Here is a 16,458-nt window from a genome sequence, read left to right as displayed (position 1 = left end):
TTTAAAATGATCATAAACCACCATCTTCTTACTTTAAATTCTCTTTTTCTTTATATACAATCAACAAATAATCCATTATCTTTGATATAGGATGAAGCATTAAAACAGATTTTTTTAATGCATTGATTCAATAAAACTTAGAAGCTATAATTATAGAAACTCAAGTTTTAAAATGATTTTTAAAAACAAATATTATGGAGAATTTAAAAAAAGCGTATATAGCCGGAGGTTGTTTTTGGGGTATGGAAGATCTTTTTCGTGTTCGTCCCGGTGTAACTGATACTGAAGTGGGTTACATTGGCGGAGAAAATGAGAACCCTACTTATCAAAACCATCCCGGACATGCAGAAGGAATAGAGATTACTTACGATGCCAACATCACTTCTTTTAAGGAGTTGTTGGATTACTTTTTCAGAATGCATGACCCAACAACGGTAGACAGACAAGGTAATGACAAAGGATCAAGTTACAGATCGGCTATATTTATTCAGAATGAGGAAGAGGAAGAAGCCGCAAAAGAAGTAATTCAACTTGTGGATGATTCAGGAAAATGGCCTGGAAAAGTGGTTACAACGCTTGAACCTATTGCTAAATTTTGGGTAGCCGAAGGCTATCATCAGGATTATCTGGTCAAAAATCAAAACGGGTATACGTGTCATTTTGAACGATTTAATACTTCGTTTTTATAAATGTTATAACGATTCGTTTGAAACATTAAAAATACAAACCTCTAAAGTTATTGATTTAGAGGTTTTTTTATGCTAAAGATTTAATGATCTTATCTCAAGTACAAATCCAATTAATATCAGAATGATAAAAATCATATCATTTTGATAAGAATATCAATTGATTAAAGTTTATGTTTTGCGCTTAAGTTGTTGATATATTGGTTTTAATAATTGAAATAAAGAGGTTTTAAAAAATTGGTATATAAATTGAAAATTCAGTTTTGTATTTCCAAATGCAAGATAAATTGTATTATTAATAAAATAGGGAATGCATCCAATTAAATATGAAAACCCTACAACGTACTATAGAATTTACAGGTAAAGATTTTGTAATGCCTGATCCATTCCCCAATAAACCAGTTCTGGTAAACGATAGCTTAATTGAAGAATCGATACCAAATTTTACGGTTGAAATTGCAAACTCCAAACATGTTTTTTGGGTCAAAGAAATTTGCGACGTTACGCTTTCGTCTGCCATAGCACGCGGAACAGGAATTTCAGGACGTTCGCCTGAATTGCTGGAATCAAAAATACGAAAAGGCGAAGCTATTATCGCCTTTACATCAGAGGGGAAATGGGCAGGATTCTCTTTTATATCTTCCTGGGAAAATGGTCAGTATGTTTCTAATTCCGGATTAATTGTAGCACCTGAATTCAGACATACAGGTTTGGCAAAAACAATCAAAAGAAAAATCTTCGAATTGAGCCGCCAAAAATATCCTGATGCTAAAATATTCAGTCTTACGACTGGTTTGGCGGTAATGAAAATGAATCATGAATTGGGTTTTGAACCCGTTACATATTCTGAATTAACAAGTGATGAGGTTTTCTGGGAGAATTGTAAATCGTGTGTCAATTGCCCAATATTAATGAGTAAAGAAAGAAAAAATTGCTTATGTACAGCAATGCTTTACGATCCTAAACATTAAATAAAAAAATCAAACCATTTTAAAAATATAGAAGTAAATAATACTCGATATTTGCGACATAAAAAACATTTCAATTTTTATGATAAAAATAAACGAAAACCATTCATATCCGTTCAAGGAGGTACTTTTTACATTTGCCTTAGCTTCTGAAGCAGCCGAAGTGTTTAAAGACCATACTGCGCTTATTACAGGAATTGGAAAAGTAAATGCAGCCTACGAATTGACTAAGGCTATACAATTAAAAAGACCTTCGGTAATTGTAAATCTGGGTTCGGCGGGAAGTACTCATTTTAAGAAAGGGGATGTAGTTTGCTGTACAAAATTTGTTCAAAGAGATATGGACGTTAGAGGGCTTGGTTTTGCTTTATATGAAACACCTTTGTCTGGTTTGCCGCCAGTTTTAGATTATGGACTGGAAATGGACGGTCTGCCGTTAGGTATTTGCGGTACCGGAGATAGTTTCGAAATGCAGCATTCTGAAACGATTTATGATGTGGTCGATATGGAATCTTACGCATTGGCGATGATTGCCATGAAAGAGAATATTCCGTTTTTGTGTTTGAAATATATATCAGATGGTGCCGATGATAATGCAGCTGAAGACTGGAGTGTTCAGGTTCATAAAGCTGCGGTTGCTTATGGCAGTATTTTAAAATTGAATATAAATGAAACTTCGGTTAATTCTTAGTGATGATAAGAAGTTCCATAGAAATGGAATACAAAGGATGACGAGTAAGATTTTTTCTCTCGCAGATTCAGCAGATTCAGCAGATTTTTTTATAAAGTTTGAAAAAGAACAATCTGCATAATCTGCCAAATCTGCGAGCGTTTTTATCAGCATATTTTTTAAAATCATTTTAATCCTATAATCTGTGGCAGAATAAAATTATGCCGCTCGAACTATGTAATAAAAAAAGGCTGCCTGAATAGATTTCAGACAGCCTCTTATAACTGCAGTTTTTAAGTACTAATTCAAAAGTTTACGACCAATTAGCAACTTTAAGATTAATTAATTCCTCCTCCTAAAGCCTTGTACAATAATACCTGCGACTCTGCATTTTTCAGTTGAATGTCAACAAAGTCGAGTTCGGCCTGCAGTTTATTTTTCTGAGCATTAATAATTTCCAGATAATTAGCATAACCGCTCAAATACAAATCATTTGAAACGTTTACGGCAATTTGGAGATGCTCAATTTCCTTCGATTTATATTGTAAAACACCAACAAAAGATTCCGTTCTGTGCAATAAAGCACTCAATTCATTATACGCTGTTGTAATCGTATTTTGATATTGCAACAACGAAATTTCCTGTCTTTTATTCGATACAAAAAATTCCTGTTTAATCTGTCCTTTATTGAAAACCGGAGCCGTTAAACCGCCAAGCAATTGCCAGGCAAACGATCCGTTATCAAAAAAAGTAGAGAAAGAAAATGAATTAAAACCAGCATAACCACCCAAATTTAAAGTCGGGAAAAATGCGGCGCGCGCTGCTTTTGCATCGGCATTTGTGGCGCGCAGTTCGTGATAGGCTTCGGAGACATCGGGTCTTTTATGGATAATCGAATCAACACTTATTTTTTGATTTAAAACTTCCAGATGCCCCGAAAGGAAATCAGCACTTCTTTCGATTTTGCCGCCATATTCACCTAAAAGATTCAATAACGCCTTTTCGGTTTGATCGATGCTTAGATTAAGTTGTTCGGCTTCCGCCAAAATATTATTATTCTGCGCATTAAACTGCTGTACTGCTAATTCTGTAGCTTTTCCCACAGATCGCTGCGCTGCTACAATATCAAGCGCTTTTTGCTGTGTTTTCAGGTTGTTTTTGTAAATCTCAGCTTGTTTATCTAAAGCAATGAGTTTATAATACAAGTCGGCTACATCACTTAACAATCGGGTTTGCAGTAATCGCATTCCTTGCTGAGAAGCAAAGAATCGTTCGCGTGCTGCTTTTTTGCGATTGCTCAGTTTTCCCCAGATATCGGCTTCCCAGGAAACTTTTCCGCCTAAAAAGAGGTTGGGAGAAACTTTTTCGTTTATCCTTTGTTTCTCATTAATATTTTGGGAAAAATTGGTATCAAAATTCCCCACGCCATCCATAGTATATTTTCCGTAATGTGTTCCGGAAGCATCCGCAACAAGATCTAAAGACGGAAGCAAAGCGAGCTTTGCTACTTTTAAATGAGAATTGGCAATTAAAATTCTTTCCTGCATAATTAAATAATCAGGATTTTGCGCAATGGCTTTCTTTAAAAGATCTTCGAGTTTGGCATCTTTAAAATACGTTTCTGTTTTTAACGGAATAAAAGTCTGCAGATTATCAGACGTTTTTTTTCTTTTTAAGTCAAAATTTTCAGGCAGTTGTTTTGCAGCCAGATTATCATTGATTTTAGGAGCAGAGCAGGCGGTAAGAAGTACAATACCGCCCAGAATTATATATTGATTTATTTGTTTCATGTTTTATTTTTTATTCATTGCTTTTTCTAATTTGGCAAACAGGATGTAAAGCCCCGGAATTATGATAAGTCCAAAAACAGTTCCTATAAGCATTCCTCCCGCAGCAGCAGTACCAATAGAACGGTTTCCTACCGCTCCGGCTCCGGTTGCAATACACAACGGAATCAATCCTGAGATAAAAGCAAATGAGGTCATAAGAATAGGCCTGAAACGAAGTCTTGCGCCTTGAATCGCAGCCTCGGTAATGTCTCGTCCTAATTTGTTTTGCGCCATGGCAAACTCCACAATCAGGATGGCATTTTTGGCGAGCAGACCAATCAGCATGACGAGTGCTACCTGAGCATAAATATTATTGTCTAAACCAACCATCAAAAGGGCAAGGTAAGAACCAAAAACACCCACAGGAAGACTTAATAATACTGGAAACGGAAGCAGTAAACTTTCATATTGCGCTGCTAGAAGTAAATAGACAAACAAAATACACAAGGCAAAAATGTAAATGGTTTGGTTTCCGGACAGGATTTCTTCACGCGTCATTCCGGACCATTCGAGTTCAAAACGGCTCGGGAGTTTTTCTGCGGCAATTTTTTCTACGGCAGCAATGGCATCTCCGGAGCTGTAACCTTCGGCAGGTTCTCCGTTAATCATTGCCGACATATACATATTATATCGTGTTAAAACTTCTGGTCCGTAAACGCGTTCCAGTTTTATAAAAGTCGAAAACGGAACCATTTCGCCAGCATCATTTTTCAAGTACATATCCAGAATACTTTCGGGATTTTTTCTAAACTGCGGACTTGCCTGAACCATTACTTTATACATTTGAGAGAAACGAATAAAGTTGGTTGCATAAAACGAACCTAACATGGTCTGCAAAGTTGCCATCGCATTGTCTACAGAAATTCCTTTTTTAGCGGCAAGATCATAATCAATATGTACTAAATACTGCGGGAACGTAGCATCAAAACTGGTAAATGAGTTTTGTATTTCCGGCGAAGCGTTAAGTTCCTTAATAAAGTTTTTAGTTACTTCATCGGTATTATTAATGGTTCCGCCTGATTTGTCGAGCAAACGAAGCTCAAAACCACTGGTATTACCAAATCCGGGAACCGTTGGCGGCGCGAAAATTTCGATCTGTGCATCCGTAATGCCTCTTGTTTTCTCAGTTAGTTTAGCAATAAATTCGTTTACCGAAATATCACGTTCTTTCCAGTCCTTTAAGTTGATCATTCCCATTCCGTAGGATGCTCCGGCAATTTCGGTTACAATACTGTATCCGGCAAGTGTTGTTACGTTGTCAACTCCATTAATTTCTTTGGCAAGACGCGTTACTTCATCTAATGCTTTTTCGGTACGTTCTACCGTTGCACCTTGTGGTGTAGTTACGTTTACATACACCATTCCCTGATCTTCAGACGGAATAAATCCGGAAGGAAGAAACTTGCTCGTTCCCCAGGTAAATACACAGAATAAAACCAATAATCCTACCGTAATCCACGTACGATCGGCAAATTTTACCAATACTTTAATGTATTTAGAAGTGATATTATCAAACCATTTATTGAAGCTGTGGAAGAACTTATCCAATAAAGAAGTCTTTTGTTTATTAGGATCGTGAGGTTTTAGCATAATCGCGCATAAAGCCGGAGTAAGCGTAAGAGCGTTGATTCCCGAAATGACAATACTAATGGCCATAGTTAGCGAAAACTGCCTATAGAAAACCCCAACCGGACCACTCAGGAAAGCTACGGGAATAAACACAGCGGCCATAACAACAGTAATGGCAATAACGGCTCCGGTAATTTCTTTCATGGCGCTGATCGTGGCGGGCAGAGGCTCCATGTGTTCTTCGGAAATTTTTACGTGAACGGCTTCGACGACGACAATGGCATTATCTACTACAATCCCGATAGAAAGTACTAAAGCAAAAAGCGTTAACAAGTTGATGGAGAATCCCATCATCGACATAAAAGTAAACGAACCAATTAAGGCAACAGGAACGGCCAATACGGGAATTAAAGTCGAACGCCAGTCTTGAAGGAAGATAAAAACCACAAAGGCAACCAATATAAAAGCTTCGATAAGTGTTTTTAAAACCTCGTCGATAGAGGCATCAAGAAAACGCGAAACGTCATAGGCAATATTATAATCCATTCCTGGAGGAAAAGAAGTTCCTTTTAGTTCTGCCATTTTTTCTTTTACGCTGGCAATAACTTCAGATGCATTAGAACCCGGACGTTGTTTCAACATGATTGATGCCGAAGGTTTTCCGTCGGTTTTAGAAACCATTCCGTAACTCATCGAACCAAATTCAATGTTCGAAATGTCTTTTAATCGTAAGATAGTTCCATCTGAATTGGCTCTCAGCGGAATTTCTTCATACTGTTTTGGCTCAAAGAATTTTCCGCCGTATTTAATTACATATTGCAACTGACTATCAAGCTGCCCGGATCCTTCGCCCACTTTTCCGGGAGCGGCAGAAATGTTTTGTTTTTGAAGAGAACTAATCACTTCATTTGCCGAAATATTATACGAAAGCATCTTTTGCGGATCTAGCCAGACACGCATCGAATATTCTTTCTGGCCCATAATTTCAGCACGTCCTACACCATCAATACGTTTTAATTCCTGAAGAATATTAATATCGGTAAAGTTGAAGATAAACTGTTCGTCCTGAGTTTTATCGGTACTGGTAATATTCAGGTACATCAGCATACTGTTTACCTCTTTTTCTGTGGTAACTCCGGCACGAATTACTTCTTCTGGAAGCTCGTCGAGTATCGTCGTTACACGGTTCTGAACGTTTACGGCCGCTAAATCGGGATCGGTTCCTACTTCAAAGAAAACCTGAATAAGCGTTAAACCATCGTTAGAAGTTACGGTCGACATATAAGTCATTCCGGGAACACCATTTATGGCACGTTCCAGCGGAAGCGCCACGGCATTGGCAGAAACCTCTGCATTCGCTCCTGTATATTTTGCTGTAACCGTTACAGATGGCGGTACAATATCCGGGAACTGGGTAATAGGAAGCTGAAACAAAGCCAGTAATCCTAAAAGTACTATCATAACCGAGATGATTAATGATAATATTTTTCTTTTGATAAACATTTCTATCATTGTGAAATCTTTTAAATATGTATACTAATTACAAGGTTGCGTTTTGGTTTTCTTTTACATTGATTTTATCTCCGTCACGCAAAGACTGAATGCCTTCCTGAACGATTAAATCGTTGTTTTTTAGCCCTTTGTTTAAAATGTATACATCGTCAAGAGTGCTTTCGATAGTTACGTTGGTCATTTTTACAACGCCTTCTTTGTCTACCAGAAATACGAATTGTTTGTCCTGAATAGAAAAAACGGCTTTTTGCGGAATAATAATCGCATCGGTTTTAGCTTCTGAAATAATTAGTTTTCCTGAAGTTCCGTGTTTGATAAATCCCTGTGGATTATGAAATTTTGCTTTGTATTGAATAGAACCTGTTTGCCTGTCGATATCTCCGTCGGCAGTTTTTAATTCACCTTTTTGGTCGTAAACCATTCCGTTGGGTAATACCAGTTTGATATCGCCTTGTGTATGAAGGGTTTTGTCTTCCATCATCTGGAAATAGGTATTCTCCGGAATAGAGAAATAGGCATAAACATCGTCTAATTGTGAAACTGTTGTTAGGAGAGATCCGTTTTCGACCAGACTTCCTTCCTTAAAAGGAATTCTATCCACGGTACCGTCAAATGGCGCACGGATTGTGGCAAAACTAATTTGTTGGTTAATCGCTTTTCTTTCCGCGGAAGCGTGAGCAACTTTGGCAGAAGCCGCATCATGCTTTGCTTTCGATAATTCTAATTCCTTATCAGCAATTACTTTTTTATTAAAAAGAGTCTGAGCTTGTTCCAGCTCTACGGTTGCGATTCTTAAATCGGCCATACTGCTTTTGTAAACAGCCTGAGCTTTTAAGAGTTGTATTTGAAGTTCTACATCGCTTATTTGAAATAAAAGCTGGCCTTTTTTTACTTTCTGGCCTTCACTTACATATACTTTGTCGAGTAATCCGGGAATACGAACGTGAATTTCGACATTGTTTTTGGCGTGTACATCGGCAACAAACCGGTTGGAAACGACGGTATCTTTTAAAGTTACCTTATAAACGGGAAGTGTTTTTATTTTGTCTGCATTCTTTTGGCTTTTATCTCCGCACGAGACTAAAACGAATAATGATAAAATGGCGATAAAAAATAAATTGTTTTTAATGTTCATGATTAATTTTTAAAAAATGTGTATAAATAGGTTCTCTCCCTGATCATTAACAGACAGGAAGACAAGGGAATAAATAAGGGAAATGAAAAATGCGCCGGAAGAAGCCACAATGAGCTTTGCCGTGTTTTTTGAGAAATATTTTTATACGTAATGTGTCCTTTATTAAAAATAAAAGACAATAGAACAGTAGTTCTTTACATTAAAAAATAAATTAAAATCTAGAAAAGTTGGTACAAATGCAGATGAGTATGACACTGAATTTGATAAAACGTCTTAATACTATAAATGAGTTTGTTTTCTAAAATTTTAAAGTGTAAAAGCTTAGAAAAAAAAGGCGTTTTAAGTATCGTGCTGTCAGAAGTTACAGCCCTGTGTTTTATTTTATTTTTTACTATGAAATGAATTTCCAGATTTTTGGATATCGAGAAATAATCTGAAGATAAATATGGAATTTCGTCAGCAGAAACATTATCCGGAGTACAATAATCACTAAGTTCAGGCTGATATCTATTAGGCTCGGTACTTCTTACAAAAGAAAGCGAGAGTAATAAAATAAGACAAAAAAACTTAAAGTGTTTCATTAACAGTATTGTAAACCTGTCGAAAGGCTTCTATTTTAAAAAAAGTACAGAATATAAATTTGATAGTGCGCCAAATATAGTAATTTGAAAAATAAGCAATTCTTAATTTTTTCTAAAAACATTAAAATTTAAAATTTTAGTAACATTAAACAGAGGTTTATTTTTAGGCTTTATAAGACATTCAAAATTATTCTTTTGCAGTTTGGAAACTAAAATTTCGAAAAAAGTTTACGAACATAAATTAAAATCCTGTTCTTTGTCCCGTAAAATTTTATTAAAAAAAGGTAACGAAATCCAAGTCTTGGCGACCAACTTAAAAATACAATATAATTAGATATTTTAAGTTAAGACTAATCATCGTATTTGCGTTTATGGACAACAAGAAGTTTATATTAAGTTTAAAAAAAGGTAATGAGGCTTCTTTCAAAGAAGCTTATCTAAATTACTATGATAAACTAATAAACATTGCCAGACGTTTTGATTTTACGGTTCTTACTCCACAGGATTTTGTTCAGGAAACCTTTATAAGATTATATAATAAAAGAGAACTTCTTAATGAGGATGTTTTATTCGACAAGCAACTGTTTACCATCTGCAAGAATATTATTCTGAATCATGTAAACAGGGAAAATAAAATAATTCAGCTTGATCCGAACTTCGAAAAGATGGAAACTGAGGATACAGAAACCATTATTTTTGAAGAAAGAAGAGAAAAACTACATAATTTTATAAATCTTCTTCCGGAACAGCAACAAAAAATATTTACTTTACATAAACTGGAAAACCTTAGTTATAAGGAGATTGCAGCAATTACAGACCTTTCTGAAAAAACAATTGCCAATCATATTTACCTCGCCAGTAAATTTATTCGAAAAAAAATCGAAGAGCATTAGGAACTTTTGTGTTCTCGTTTGTTATACTAATAAACAAGAACATAAAATGCATATCGAATCTTATAAAACAGATGTTACAAGCAAAGAAGATGCAAGCTTTATTGTAGTGCTTCTGCAGTTTATTATTTCTGATTGTATCATGAATTTCGATTTAGAAAATAACAATCATATTCTAAGAATCGAAACCAACAGAGACATAAAAGAAATGGTTTACGGTGTTTTTAATAAACAAGGATTTTATTGTCAAAAAATATAACGCCCTAAAGCAATGGATGAAAAGAAACTAGAAGAAGAATTAAAAAAAATCTGGGACGAAACCCCCATTTCGCATTCTGATACCGAAAAAGAACTTTCCTGGCAGCAATTTCAGGAGAAGGCATTTGCTTCAAAAAAGCAAAAAAATAAGTCCTGGCGTCATTATGCAGCAGCAGCGGCCATTCTGCTTTTTGTTTTGATTGGCAGCGGACTTTATTTTAGTAATTCTTCTTTATTAAATAATAGTACTATAAGTATTGCCGGGAATACGATAGAAAATACCAGTTCTTTCATCAAAAGTATTGTTTTGCCGGATAGTTCGAAAGTAGAGTTGAGTCCGAATTCTAAAATTGTATACGCCGATAATTTTGCTGTGAACAGAAAAGTGGAAGTTTCCGGAGAAGCTTATTTTAAAGTTAAAAAAGATAAGCAACATCCTTTTCAGGTGATTTGTAACGAAACGACCACTACAGTTTTAGGAACTTCTTTTACCGTTACAGGATACGAGAAAAAAGGAGTAGAGGTAGCTCTTTTTGAAGGAAGTGTCGAGATGAGCGTAAAAGACCAGTCAAAAAAATGGATACTAAAACCGGGAGAAAAATTTACCTACGGAAACGAAACTGCCGTAGTAGCCGAGTTTAACAGATTTGTTGATTTTGATGACGAAAAACTAAGCAACGTAAGCACTTATATAGAGTCGAATTATGGCTATAAAGTAATGCTTCCGGAAGAATATAAAAATCAGAAAATAACAGTGAGAATCAATAAAAAAGAAGAGCTAAAAACGATTCTTGAATTAATATCAGAAATGTATAACCTAAACTTTGAAGTAAATGAAAATTTAAAACAGATTACTTTTCAATAGAAAAGAAAAGGATGCCCTAGCCGCGAAACTAAACATCCTCCTCAGTGTCAGGACAGTATAAAACGATCCTATTTAATAATATTCAAAAATACAAAATTTCATGAAGCATATAATTTCAGCATGCTTTTTTTTATTCAGTTGGTGTATGTTTTCCCAAAACGTAACCGTAACGGTAGACCAGACTGTAACATTAAAAGAATTTTTTAAGCAGATAGAAAATCAAACCGACTTTAAATTTGCCTTTACAGATCAGATTAATACGAGTCAAAAGTATTTTACCCAAAAACGAACATTTACCAATACCGATATAAAAGAATTAATAAGCGAAATCAATAAAAGCGCATCGGTTCAGTTCTCGATTGTAGGCAATAATATCTTTGTAAAACAAAAAGCTACAAAAGGAACATCAGCTAAAAAAAAAAACAAGCTAACAGGTCAGGTTCTCGATGATAACAGAGAACCGATTATTGGCGCTAATATTTATATTAAAGAAACAGCTGCCGGAGCTACAACTGATGCTAATGGTTATTTTTCGATAGAACTCGACAACGGTAGTTATACGGTTCAGATCAGTTATCTTGGTTTAAAAAACAAAGAAAAGCGTATTACGATTTCTGATGATGAAAAAATGAAATTCAATATGGAATCTGACAGTCAGGAGTTAGAGCAGGTTGTGATTACGACGAGCAAAGCAGTTGACGTAAAGAATACTCAAATGAGTGTGAATAAGCTTTCGATGGCCGAGATTAAAAGGCTGCCAACTGCTATGGGTGAGGCCGATCCTTTAAAATCATTATTGACTTTGCCCGGAGTTACAAATGCCGGCGAAGCTTCATCCGGTTTTAATGTACGTGGTGGTGCCGCAGATCAGAATTTGATTCTTCTAGATGGTGCTCCTGTATATGGCGACTCGCATATGTTTGGTTTCTTTTCTATTTTTAATGCAGATATCGTAAGCGGATTAGATTTATACAAAGGAGGAATTCCGTCTAAATTTGGAGGACGCGTTTCTTCAGTTCTTGATGTAAGTCAGCAAACCGGAGATCTTAATGATTATAAAGTAAACGGAGGTATTGGTCTTATTTCAAGCCGACTTTTAGTACAAGGTCCTTTAAAAAAGGATGTGGGTTCGTTTATTATTGCAGGTCGTGCTTCGTATGCGCATTTGTTTTTAAAACTTACCGATATTAAGAGTTCTGTGATGTTTTATGATATCAACGCCAAGCTTAATTACCGTTTGGGAGCCAATAATACCATTTCGTTTTCAGGATATTTAGGAAATGATTTGTTCGATATTAATAATTTCTTTGCCAGTACTTACGGAAATACAATGGGAACGTTTAGCTGGAAACATAAATTTTCAGATAATTTAAATACCAACCTTTCTGTTTTTTACAGTGATTATAAATTCAATCTGCAAATACCATTTCAAAAATTCGAATGGAACAGTAAAATTACCAACTACGGTCTTAAATACAACTGGAACCATACGATATCAGACAATTTTAAACTTAACTATGGTATAGACGGTTTATTTTATGATTTTAATCCGGGAACTGTAAAGCCTTATGGTATTGATTCACAGTACAATTATAATCAATTAGATAAAAAATATGCTTTAGAAACTTCTGCGTATCTGGATATCGAGAATCAAATTACAGATAAACTGAATCTTCGTTACGGACTTCGTTATAGTATGTTCAATCGTTTAGGTGGTGAAACTATTAGCACTTACGCAAATGATGAAGCGGTGGTTTATAATCCGTTGTATCATATTTATGAAGAAGCAACGCCAATTGGAAGTACGTATTACGGAAAAGGAAAAACCATCAGCACTTTTACTAATTTTGAGCCAAGACTAGCATTATCATATGCTTTTACTGATGAAACTTCTGTAAAAGCAAGTTATAACAGAATGGCACAATACATTCATATGTTGTCGAATACACGTGCACCATTGCCTATGACGATCTGGACACCAAGCGGACCTTTTACAAAACCGCAAATGCTGGATCAATATGCAGTAGGATATTTCAAGAATTTTAAAGAACGCGAATACTCTTTTGAAGGAGAATTATTTTATAAAAAAATCAAAAACCGTATTGATTATATCGATGGTGCAAATTTATTGGGTAACAATAATATCGAACAGGATATCCTGAACGGACAAGCCAGATCTTACGGTATGGAGTTATTATTCAGAAAAAATACAGGTCGTTTTACAGGATGGGTAGCTTATACATTATCTAAAGCAGAACAAAAAACACCGGGAAGAGCGCCAAATGAACCAGGGATTGCCAATGGTGATTGGTATTTATCAGGATATGATAAACTACACAACTTAAATGTTACTGCAAATTACGAATTCAATCCAAAATGGTCTTTTAATGCTAATTTTAGTTTGCAGTCAGGTCAGCCGGTAACATATCCAAACGGTTATTATGAATTTGGAGGAAGAAATGTACCTAACTATACCTTGAGAAATTCAGACAGACTTCCTGCATATCATCACCTGGATATTGGTGCAACGTACACACCTAAACCGGACAAAAAGAATGGATGGCAAAGCTATTGGGTATTTAGTATTTATAATCTATATAATAGACAAAATGCTGCATCGATCACGTTCTCACAAAATGATAATACAGGAGCAAACGAGTCTAAACAATTGTCTATTTACGGTTTAGTACCTGGTGTTTCTTATAATTTTAAATTTTAATTAGTATGCTGAGTTTAAAAAAATACAATTTAAAAAGTAAAGCATTTACTTTATTTAGTCTTCTTTTTGTTTTACTTTTTTTGTCTTGTGACAAAGTTGTTGAACTTGATTTAGAAAACGGAGATCCTAAAATTGTGATCGACGCCGAGATCATTTGGGAAAAAGGAACTACTGGAAACGAACAGACTATAAAAATAAGCAGAATGGCGCCTTATTACAGTCCAACTACACCAAAGGTTTCAGGAGCTCAGGTAAGAGTTGAAAATAGTAAAGGAGATATTTTTACATTTAATGAATCTGCACCGGGTTTGTATAAGTGTACTAATTTTGTGCCTGAAATTGATATGGAGTACAAATTATTTGTGCAAGTTGACGGACAAACTCTAACGGCTACAGAAAAATTAATTCCTGTACCGAAAGTTGAAAGAATAGATCAGGAATTTATGGCTGATATATCAGGCGAAGATCTTATTGTGGTAACATTTTATTATAAAGATCCAGCCGATCAGGTCAATTATTATCTGACAGATTATAAAACAGATATTTTACCTTTTCCGGAATACACCTCTACAAGTGATGAATTTGTGAATGGAAACGAAATAAGCGAAAAATTTACAGATGAGGATTTAAAACCGGGAAAAGTGCTTGACATCACACATCGCGGTATTTCTAAGAATTTTTATAATTATATGAATTTAATTTTAGAAGTAACAAATTCGAATCCTTTTGCTGCGGTACCAGGCAATATAAGAGGAAATATTATCAATACTACTGATGCGAACAATTTTGCATTAGGTTACTTCAGAGTTTGCGAAGCAAATCGCATGTCGTATACCGTAAAATAAGAATTTAATTGGAGGTTGATTTGTAAATACATCTGGCATATACTAATTATGTCAGATGTATATTTTTTTTATATAAAGATGAATTTACTCTTTCTTTAAATTCATAATTTCTTCAGCAGAAACCTTTATCACCGTACCATGGCGCGTTCCCGAAGGAAAACTAACCTGATCCGAAATATCCTGCCAGCCTTTTGAAGTTTCTTTTACAGCACCGTATTTTTTTAAAGTATATTTGTCAAAATACACCACCCATTGGTTGTCTATCTGAATTGCAGTTGGTCCTTCAGCCCAATAATTTCCTGTAATTGGTTCGCTTGCTTTGCTGTAAGGTCCAGTCAGATTTTTACTGAAAGCCGTTTTTAGATTTTTCTGCACCGGATTACGCGTTTCATCTTTAAGATACATCACATATCCATTACCTTGTTTTACAATAGAAGCGTCGATAATATTAAAACCCGGTTCATACAATAATTTTGTTTTTTCAAACTTTTTAAAATCCTTTGTTGTTGTATAATATATTCGGTGATTGTATCCTTTTTCTTCATCAGATTTGGTTTCAGGAAACTTCCCGTCAATTGTCGAAGCCCAATAAATCATATAGGTTTTATTTTTTTCGTCGAAAGTAATTTCGGGAGCCCAGGTATTTCGTGCTTTCTCTTCGTGCGCCATGACCGGAATAAATTCTTGTTTCGACCAGTGAATTAAATCCTTTGATGAAGCATATCCAATTCCTTTATCCGTCCAGCTTACCGTCCAGACCATATGATACAAGCCATCGCCTCCTTTTATAACACAGGGATCTCTCATCAATTTATCTTTACCCACCTCAGGCGTTAAAAACGAAGTATCATTTTTTAAAGCATTCCATTGATAACCATCTTCGCTGTAGGCTATATGCAGGCCGTCTTCGCCATTTCCTTTAAAATAAGTAAACACATAACCATCTGATTTTAAAGTGTAATTATTTGCATTAAGCCATTTCTCGCAAGCTTTTGGCCATGAAGCGTTCGTTCCTTTTACACCTAAACCAAAACCGTGACCGCCATTTTCATACAAATGCATCTCTGCGGATACTTTTTCCTTTTTTAAAGCAAGATAATAATTAATGCTATTCTCAACAGGAACAGCTTTATCATCAGTAGCGTGAACCAAAAAAGCTTTGGGTGTTGCGGCATTTATTTGTTTTTCATTCGAATATTTTTCAATGGATTCGATGTTGGCATTTTTGCCTAATAAATTATCTCTTGATCCTTCGTGCGTGATGCCGTTTTGCATAGAAATAACCGGGTAAATTAAAATGGAAAAATTAGGTTTAGCACTAGTGGTATCAGTTGGCGTATAGACTTTATCATTATAATGCGTACTTAATGTCGCTGCCAAATGACCTCCGGCAGAAAACCCCATAATGCCTATTTTATTAGGATTCAGCTTCCATTGTACTGCATTGCGACGTACCAATCGTACCGCTTCCTGAGCATCCTGCAAAGGTCCAACCGTTTTATTTTTCATAATCAGATCACTTGGCAATCTGTATTTTAAAACAAAAGCAGTAATTCCCAAACTATTAAACCATTCTGCCACTTTATAACCTTCTTTATTAATCGCCAGCATACCATAACCACCGCCGGGACAAATTATAACAGAAGTTCCGTTCGATTTTTCGGGTGCTGCAAAATAAGCCGTAAGAGTGGGTAAAGTAACCATTCGGACACCTTCTGAAATATCACCTTTTCTGTCTGTTACCTCAGAATAACCAGCAGATTGAAGCTGATCAGGAATTTTATCCCACAGCGGAATTTCTTTTTTTTGTGCGAATGTTGCAATGCTCATCCAAAAGGATATAAAAAAGAATAAGGCTTTTAATGGTCTCAAAGTATTTTGTTTTCTCATGAATATAAATCTAACTTCTCTGGATTGAATGATATAATTCT

12 protein-coding genes are annotated in these 16,458 nt (G+C 35.4%); 8 read left to right on the top strand and 4 right to left on the bottom strand.

Translation table 11 applies throughout. The features are described 5' to 3' along the window. The first annotated feature begins 194 nt into the window (after nt 1-194). The 3 genes from msrA (at nt 195) to FLACOL7796_RS01705 (ending at nt 2,345) form a co-directional block, all read left to right on the top strand. Nucleotides 195-689 carry a peptide-methionine (S)-S-oxide reductase MsrA gene (gene msrA / locus FLACOL7796_RS01715; RefSeq protein ID WP_173969119.1) on the top strand — a complete coding sequence of 165 codons (495 nt, stop codon included), beginning with the start codon at nt 195-197 and terminating at the stop codon, nt 687-689. Nucleotides 690-1,012: 323 nt separating this feature from the next. Next, the gene (locus FLACOL7796_RS01710; RefSeq protein WP_394367902.1) at nt 1,013-1,657 is read left to right on the top strand and encodes a GNAT family protein; all 645 of its coding nucleotides are present in this window, start codon (nt 1,013-1,015) and stop codon (nt 1,655-1,657) included. 79 nt (nt 1,658-1,736) lie between these two features. After that, the gene (locus tag FLACOL7796_RS01705; protein WP_173969118.1) at nt 1,737-2,345 is read left to right on the top strand and encodes a 5'-methylthioadenosine/S-adenosylhomocysteine nucleosidase family protein; all 609 of its coding nucleotides are present in this window, start codon (nt 1,737-1,739) and stop codon (nt 2,343-2,345) included. 317 nt (nt 2,346-2,662) lie between these two features. Here FLACOL7796_RS01705 and FLACOL7796_RS01700 read toward each other — a convergent pair whose 3' ends face one another. The 3 genes from FLACOL7796_RS01700 to FLACOL7796_RS01690 are packed head-to-tail and all read right to left on the bottom strand — an operon-like array spanning nt 2,663 to nt 8,369. Then, nucleotides 2,663-4,114: a TolC family protein gene (locus FLACOL7796_RS01700; RefSeq protein WP_173969117.1), complete on the bottom strand. Its 1,452-nt coding sequence runs from the start codon at nt 4,112-4,114 to the stop codon at nt 2,663-2,665. Nucleotides 4,115-4,117: 3 nt separating this feature from the next. Continuing rightward, a complete protein-coding gene (locus FLACOL7796_RS01695) occupies nt 4,118-7,234 on the bottom strand; it encodes an efflux RND transporter permease subunit (RefSeq protein ID WP_173969116.1) in 3,117 nt (1,038 codons plus the stop codon). 28 nt (nt 7,235-7,262) lie between these two features. After that, a complete protein-coding gene (locus FLACOL7796_RS01690; RefSeq protein ID WP_173969115.1) occupies nt 7,263-8,369 on the bottom strand; it encodes an efflux RND transporter periplasmic adaptor subunit in 1,107 nt (368 codons plus the stop codon). Between the two features lie 952 nt (nt 8,370-9,321). On the opposite strand from FLACOL7796_RS01690, the gene FLACOL7796_RS01685 reads away from it, so the two are divergent. The 5 genes from FLACOL7796_RS01685 to FLACOL7796_RS01665 all read left to right on the top strand — a co-directional run bounded on the left by FLACOL7796_RS01685 (nt 9,322) and on the right by FLACOL7796_RS01665 (nt 14,527). After that, the gene (locus FLACOL7796_RS01685; protein ID WP_173969114.1) at nt 9,322-9,843 is read left to right on the top strand and encodes an RNA polymerase sigma factor; all 522 of its coding nucleotides are present in this window, start codon (nt 9,322-9,324) and stop codon (nt 9,841-9,843) included. A 46-nt stretch (nt 9,844-9,889) separates the two neighbouring features. Continuing rightward, nucleotides 9,890-10,099, top strand: a complete 210-nt coding sequence (locus FLACOL7796_RS01680) for a hypothetical protein (RefSeq protein WP_173969113.1) — start codon at nt 9,890-9,892, stop codon at nt 10,097-10,099. A gap of 12 nt (nt 10,100-10,111) precedes the next feature. Continuing rightward, a complete protein-coding gene (locus tag FLACOL7796_RS01675) occupies nt 10,112-10,963 on the top strand; it encodes a FecR family protein (RefSeq protein WP_173969112.1) in 852 nt (283 codons plus the stop codon). Nucleotides 10,964-11,063: 100 nt separating this feature from the next. Continuing rightward, entirely contained in the window at nt 11,064-13,682 is a 2,619-nt protein-coding gene (locus tag FLACOL7796_RS01670; protein WP_173969111.1) for a TonB-dependent receptor, read from the top strand. A gap of 5 nt (nt 13,683-13,687) precedes the next feature. Continuing rightward, on the top strand, nt 13,688-14,527 hold the full coding sequence (locus tag FLACOL7796_RS01665) for a DUF4249 domain-containing protein (RefSeq protein ID WP_173969110.1): 840 nt from the start codon (nt 13,688-13,690) through the stop codon (nt 14,525-14,527). An 84-nt stretch (nt 14,528-14,611) separates the two neighbouring features. Here FLACOL7796_RS01665 and FLACOL7796_RS01660 read toward each other — a convergent pair whose 3' ends face one another. Continuing rightward, complete coding sequence (locus tag FLACOL7796_RS01660) at nt 14,612-16,417, bottom strand: prolyl oligopeptidase family serine peptidase (protein ID WP_173969109.1); 1,806 nt, start codon at nt 16,415-16,417, stop codon at nt 14,612-14,614. Nucleotides 16,418-16,458 lie beyond the last annotated feature (41 nt).

Origin of the sequence: Flavobacterium bizetiae, from assembly GCF_902804475.1 — a bacterium.
Taxonomy (GTDB): domain Bacteria; phylum Bacteroidota; class Bacteroidia; order Flavobacteriales; family Flavobacteriaceae; genus Flavobacterium; species Flavobacterium bizetiae.
The sequence above is the reverse complement of the archived record's forward strand: the minus strand, read 5'-3'. Positions and strand labels throughout refer to the sequence as shown.

Coding starts and splice junctions, on each gene's coding strand:
- msrA (WP_173969119.1), top strand. CDS start 195: ATGGAGAATTTAAAAAAAGCGTATATAGCCGGAGGTTGTTTTTGGGGT.
- FLACOL7796_RS01710 (WP_394367902.1), top strand. CDS start 1,013: ATGAAAACCCTACAACGTACTATAGAATTTACAGGTAAAGATTTTGTA.
- FLACOL7796_RS01705 (WP_173969118.1), top strand. CDS start 1,737: ATGATAAAAATAAACGAAAACCATTCATATCCGTTCAAGGAGGTACTT.
- FLACOL7796_RS01700 (WP_173969117.1), bottom strand. CDS start 4,114: ATGAAACAAATAAATCAATATATAATTCTGGGCGGTATTGTACTTCTT.
- FLACOL7796_RS01695 (WP_173969116.1), bottom strand. CDS start 7,234: ATGATAGAAATGTTTATCAAAAGAAAAATATTATCATTAATCATCTCG.
- FLACOL7796_RS01690 (WP_173969115.1), bottom strand. CDS start 8,369: ATGAACATTAAAAACAATTTATTTTTTATCGCCATTTTATCATTATTC.
- FLACOL7796_RS01685 (WP_173969114.1), top strand. CDS start 9,322: ATGGACAACAAGAAGTTTATATTAAGTTTAAAAAAAGGTAATGAGGCT.
- FLACOL7796_RS01680 (WP_173969113.1), top strand. CDS start 9,890: ATGCATATCGAATCTTATAAAACAGATGTTACAAGCAAAGAAGATGCA.
- FLACOL7796_RS01675 (WP_173969112.1), top strand. CDS start 10,112: ATGGATGAAAAGAAACTAGAAGAAGAATTAAAAAAAATCTGGGACGAA.
- FLACOL7796_RS01670 (WP_173969111.1), top strand. CDS start 11,064: ATGAAGCATATAATTTCAGCATGCTTTTTTTTATTCAGTTGGTGTATG.
- FLACOL7796_RS01665 (WP_173969110.1), top strand. CDS start 13,688: ATGCTGAGTTTAAAAAAATACAATTTAAAAAGTAAAGCATTTACTTTA.
- FLACOL7796_RS01660 (WP_173969109.1), bottom strand. CDS start 16,417: ATGAGAAAACAAAATACTTTGAGACCATTAAAAGCCTTATTCTTTTTT.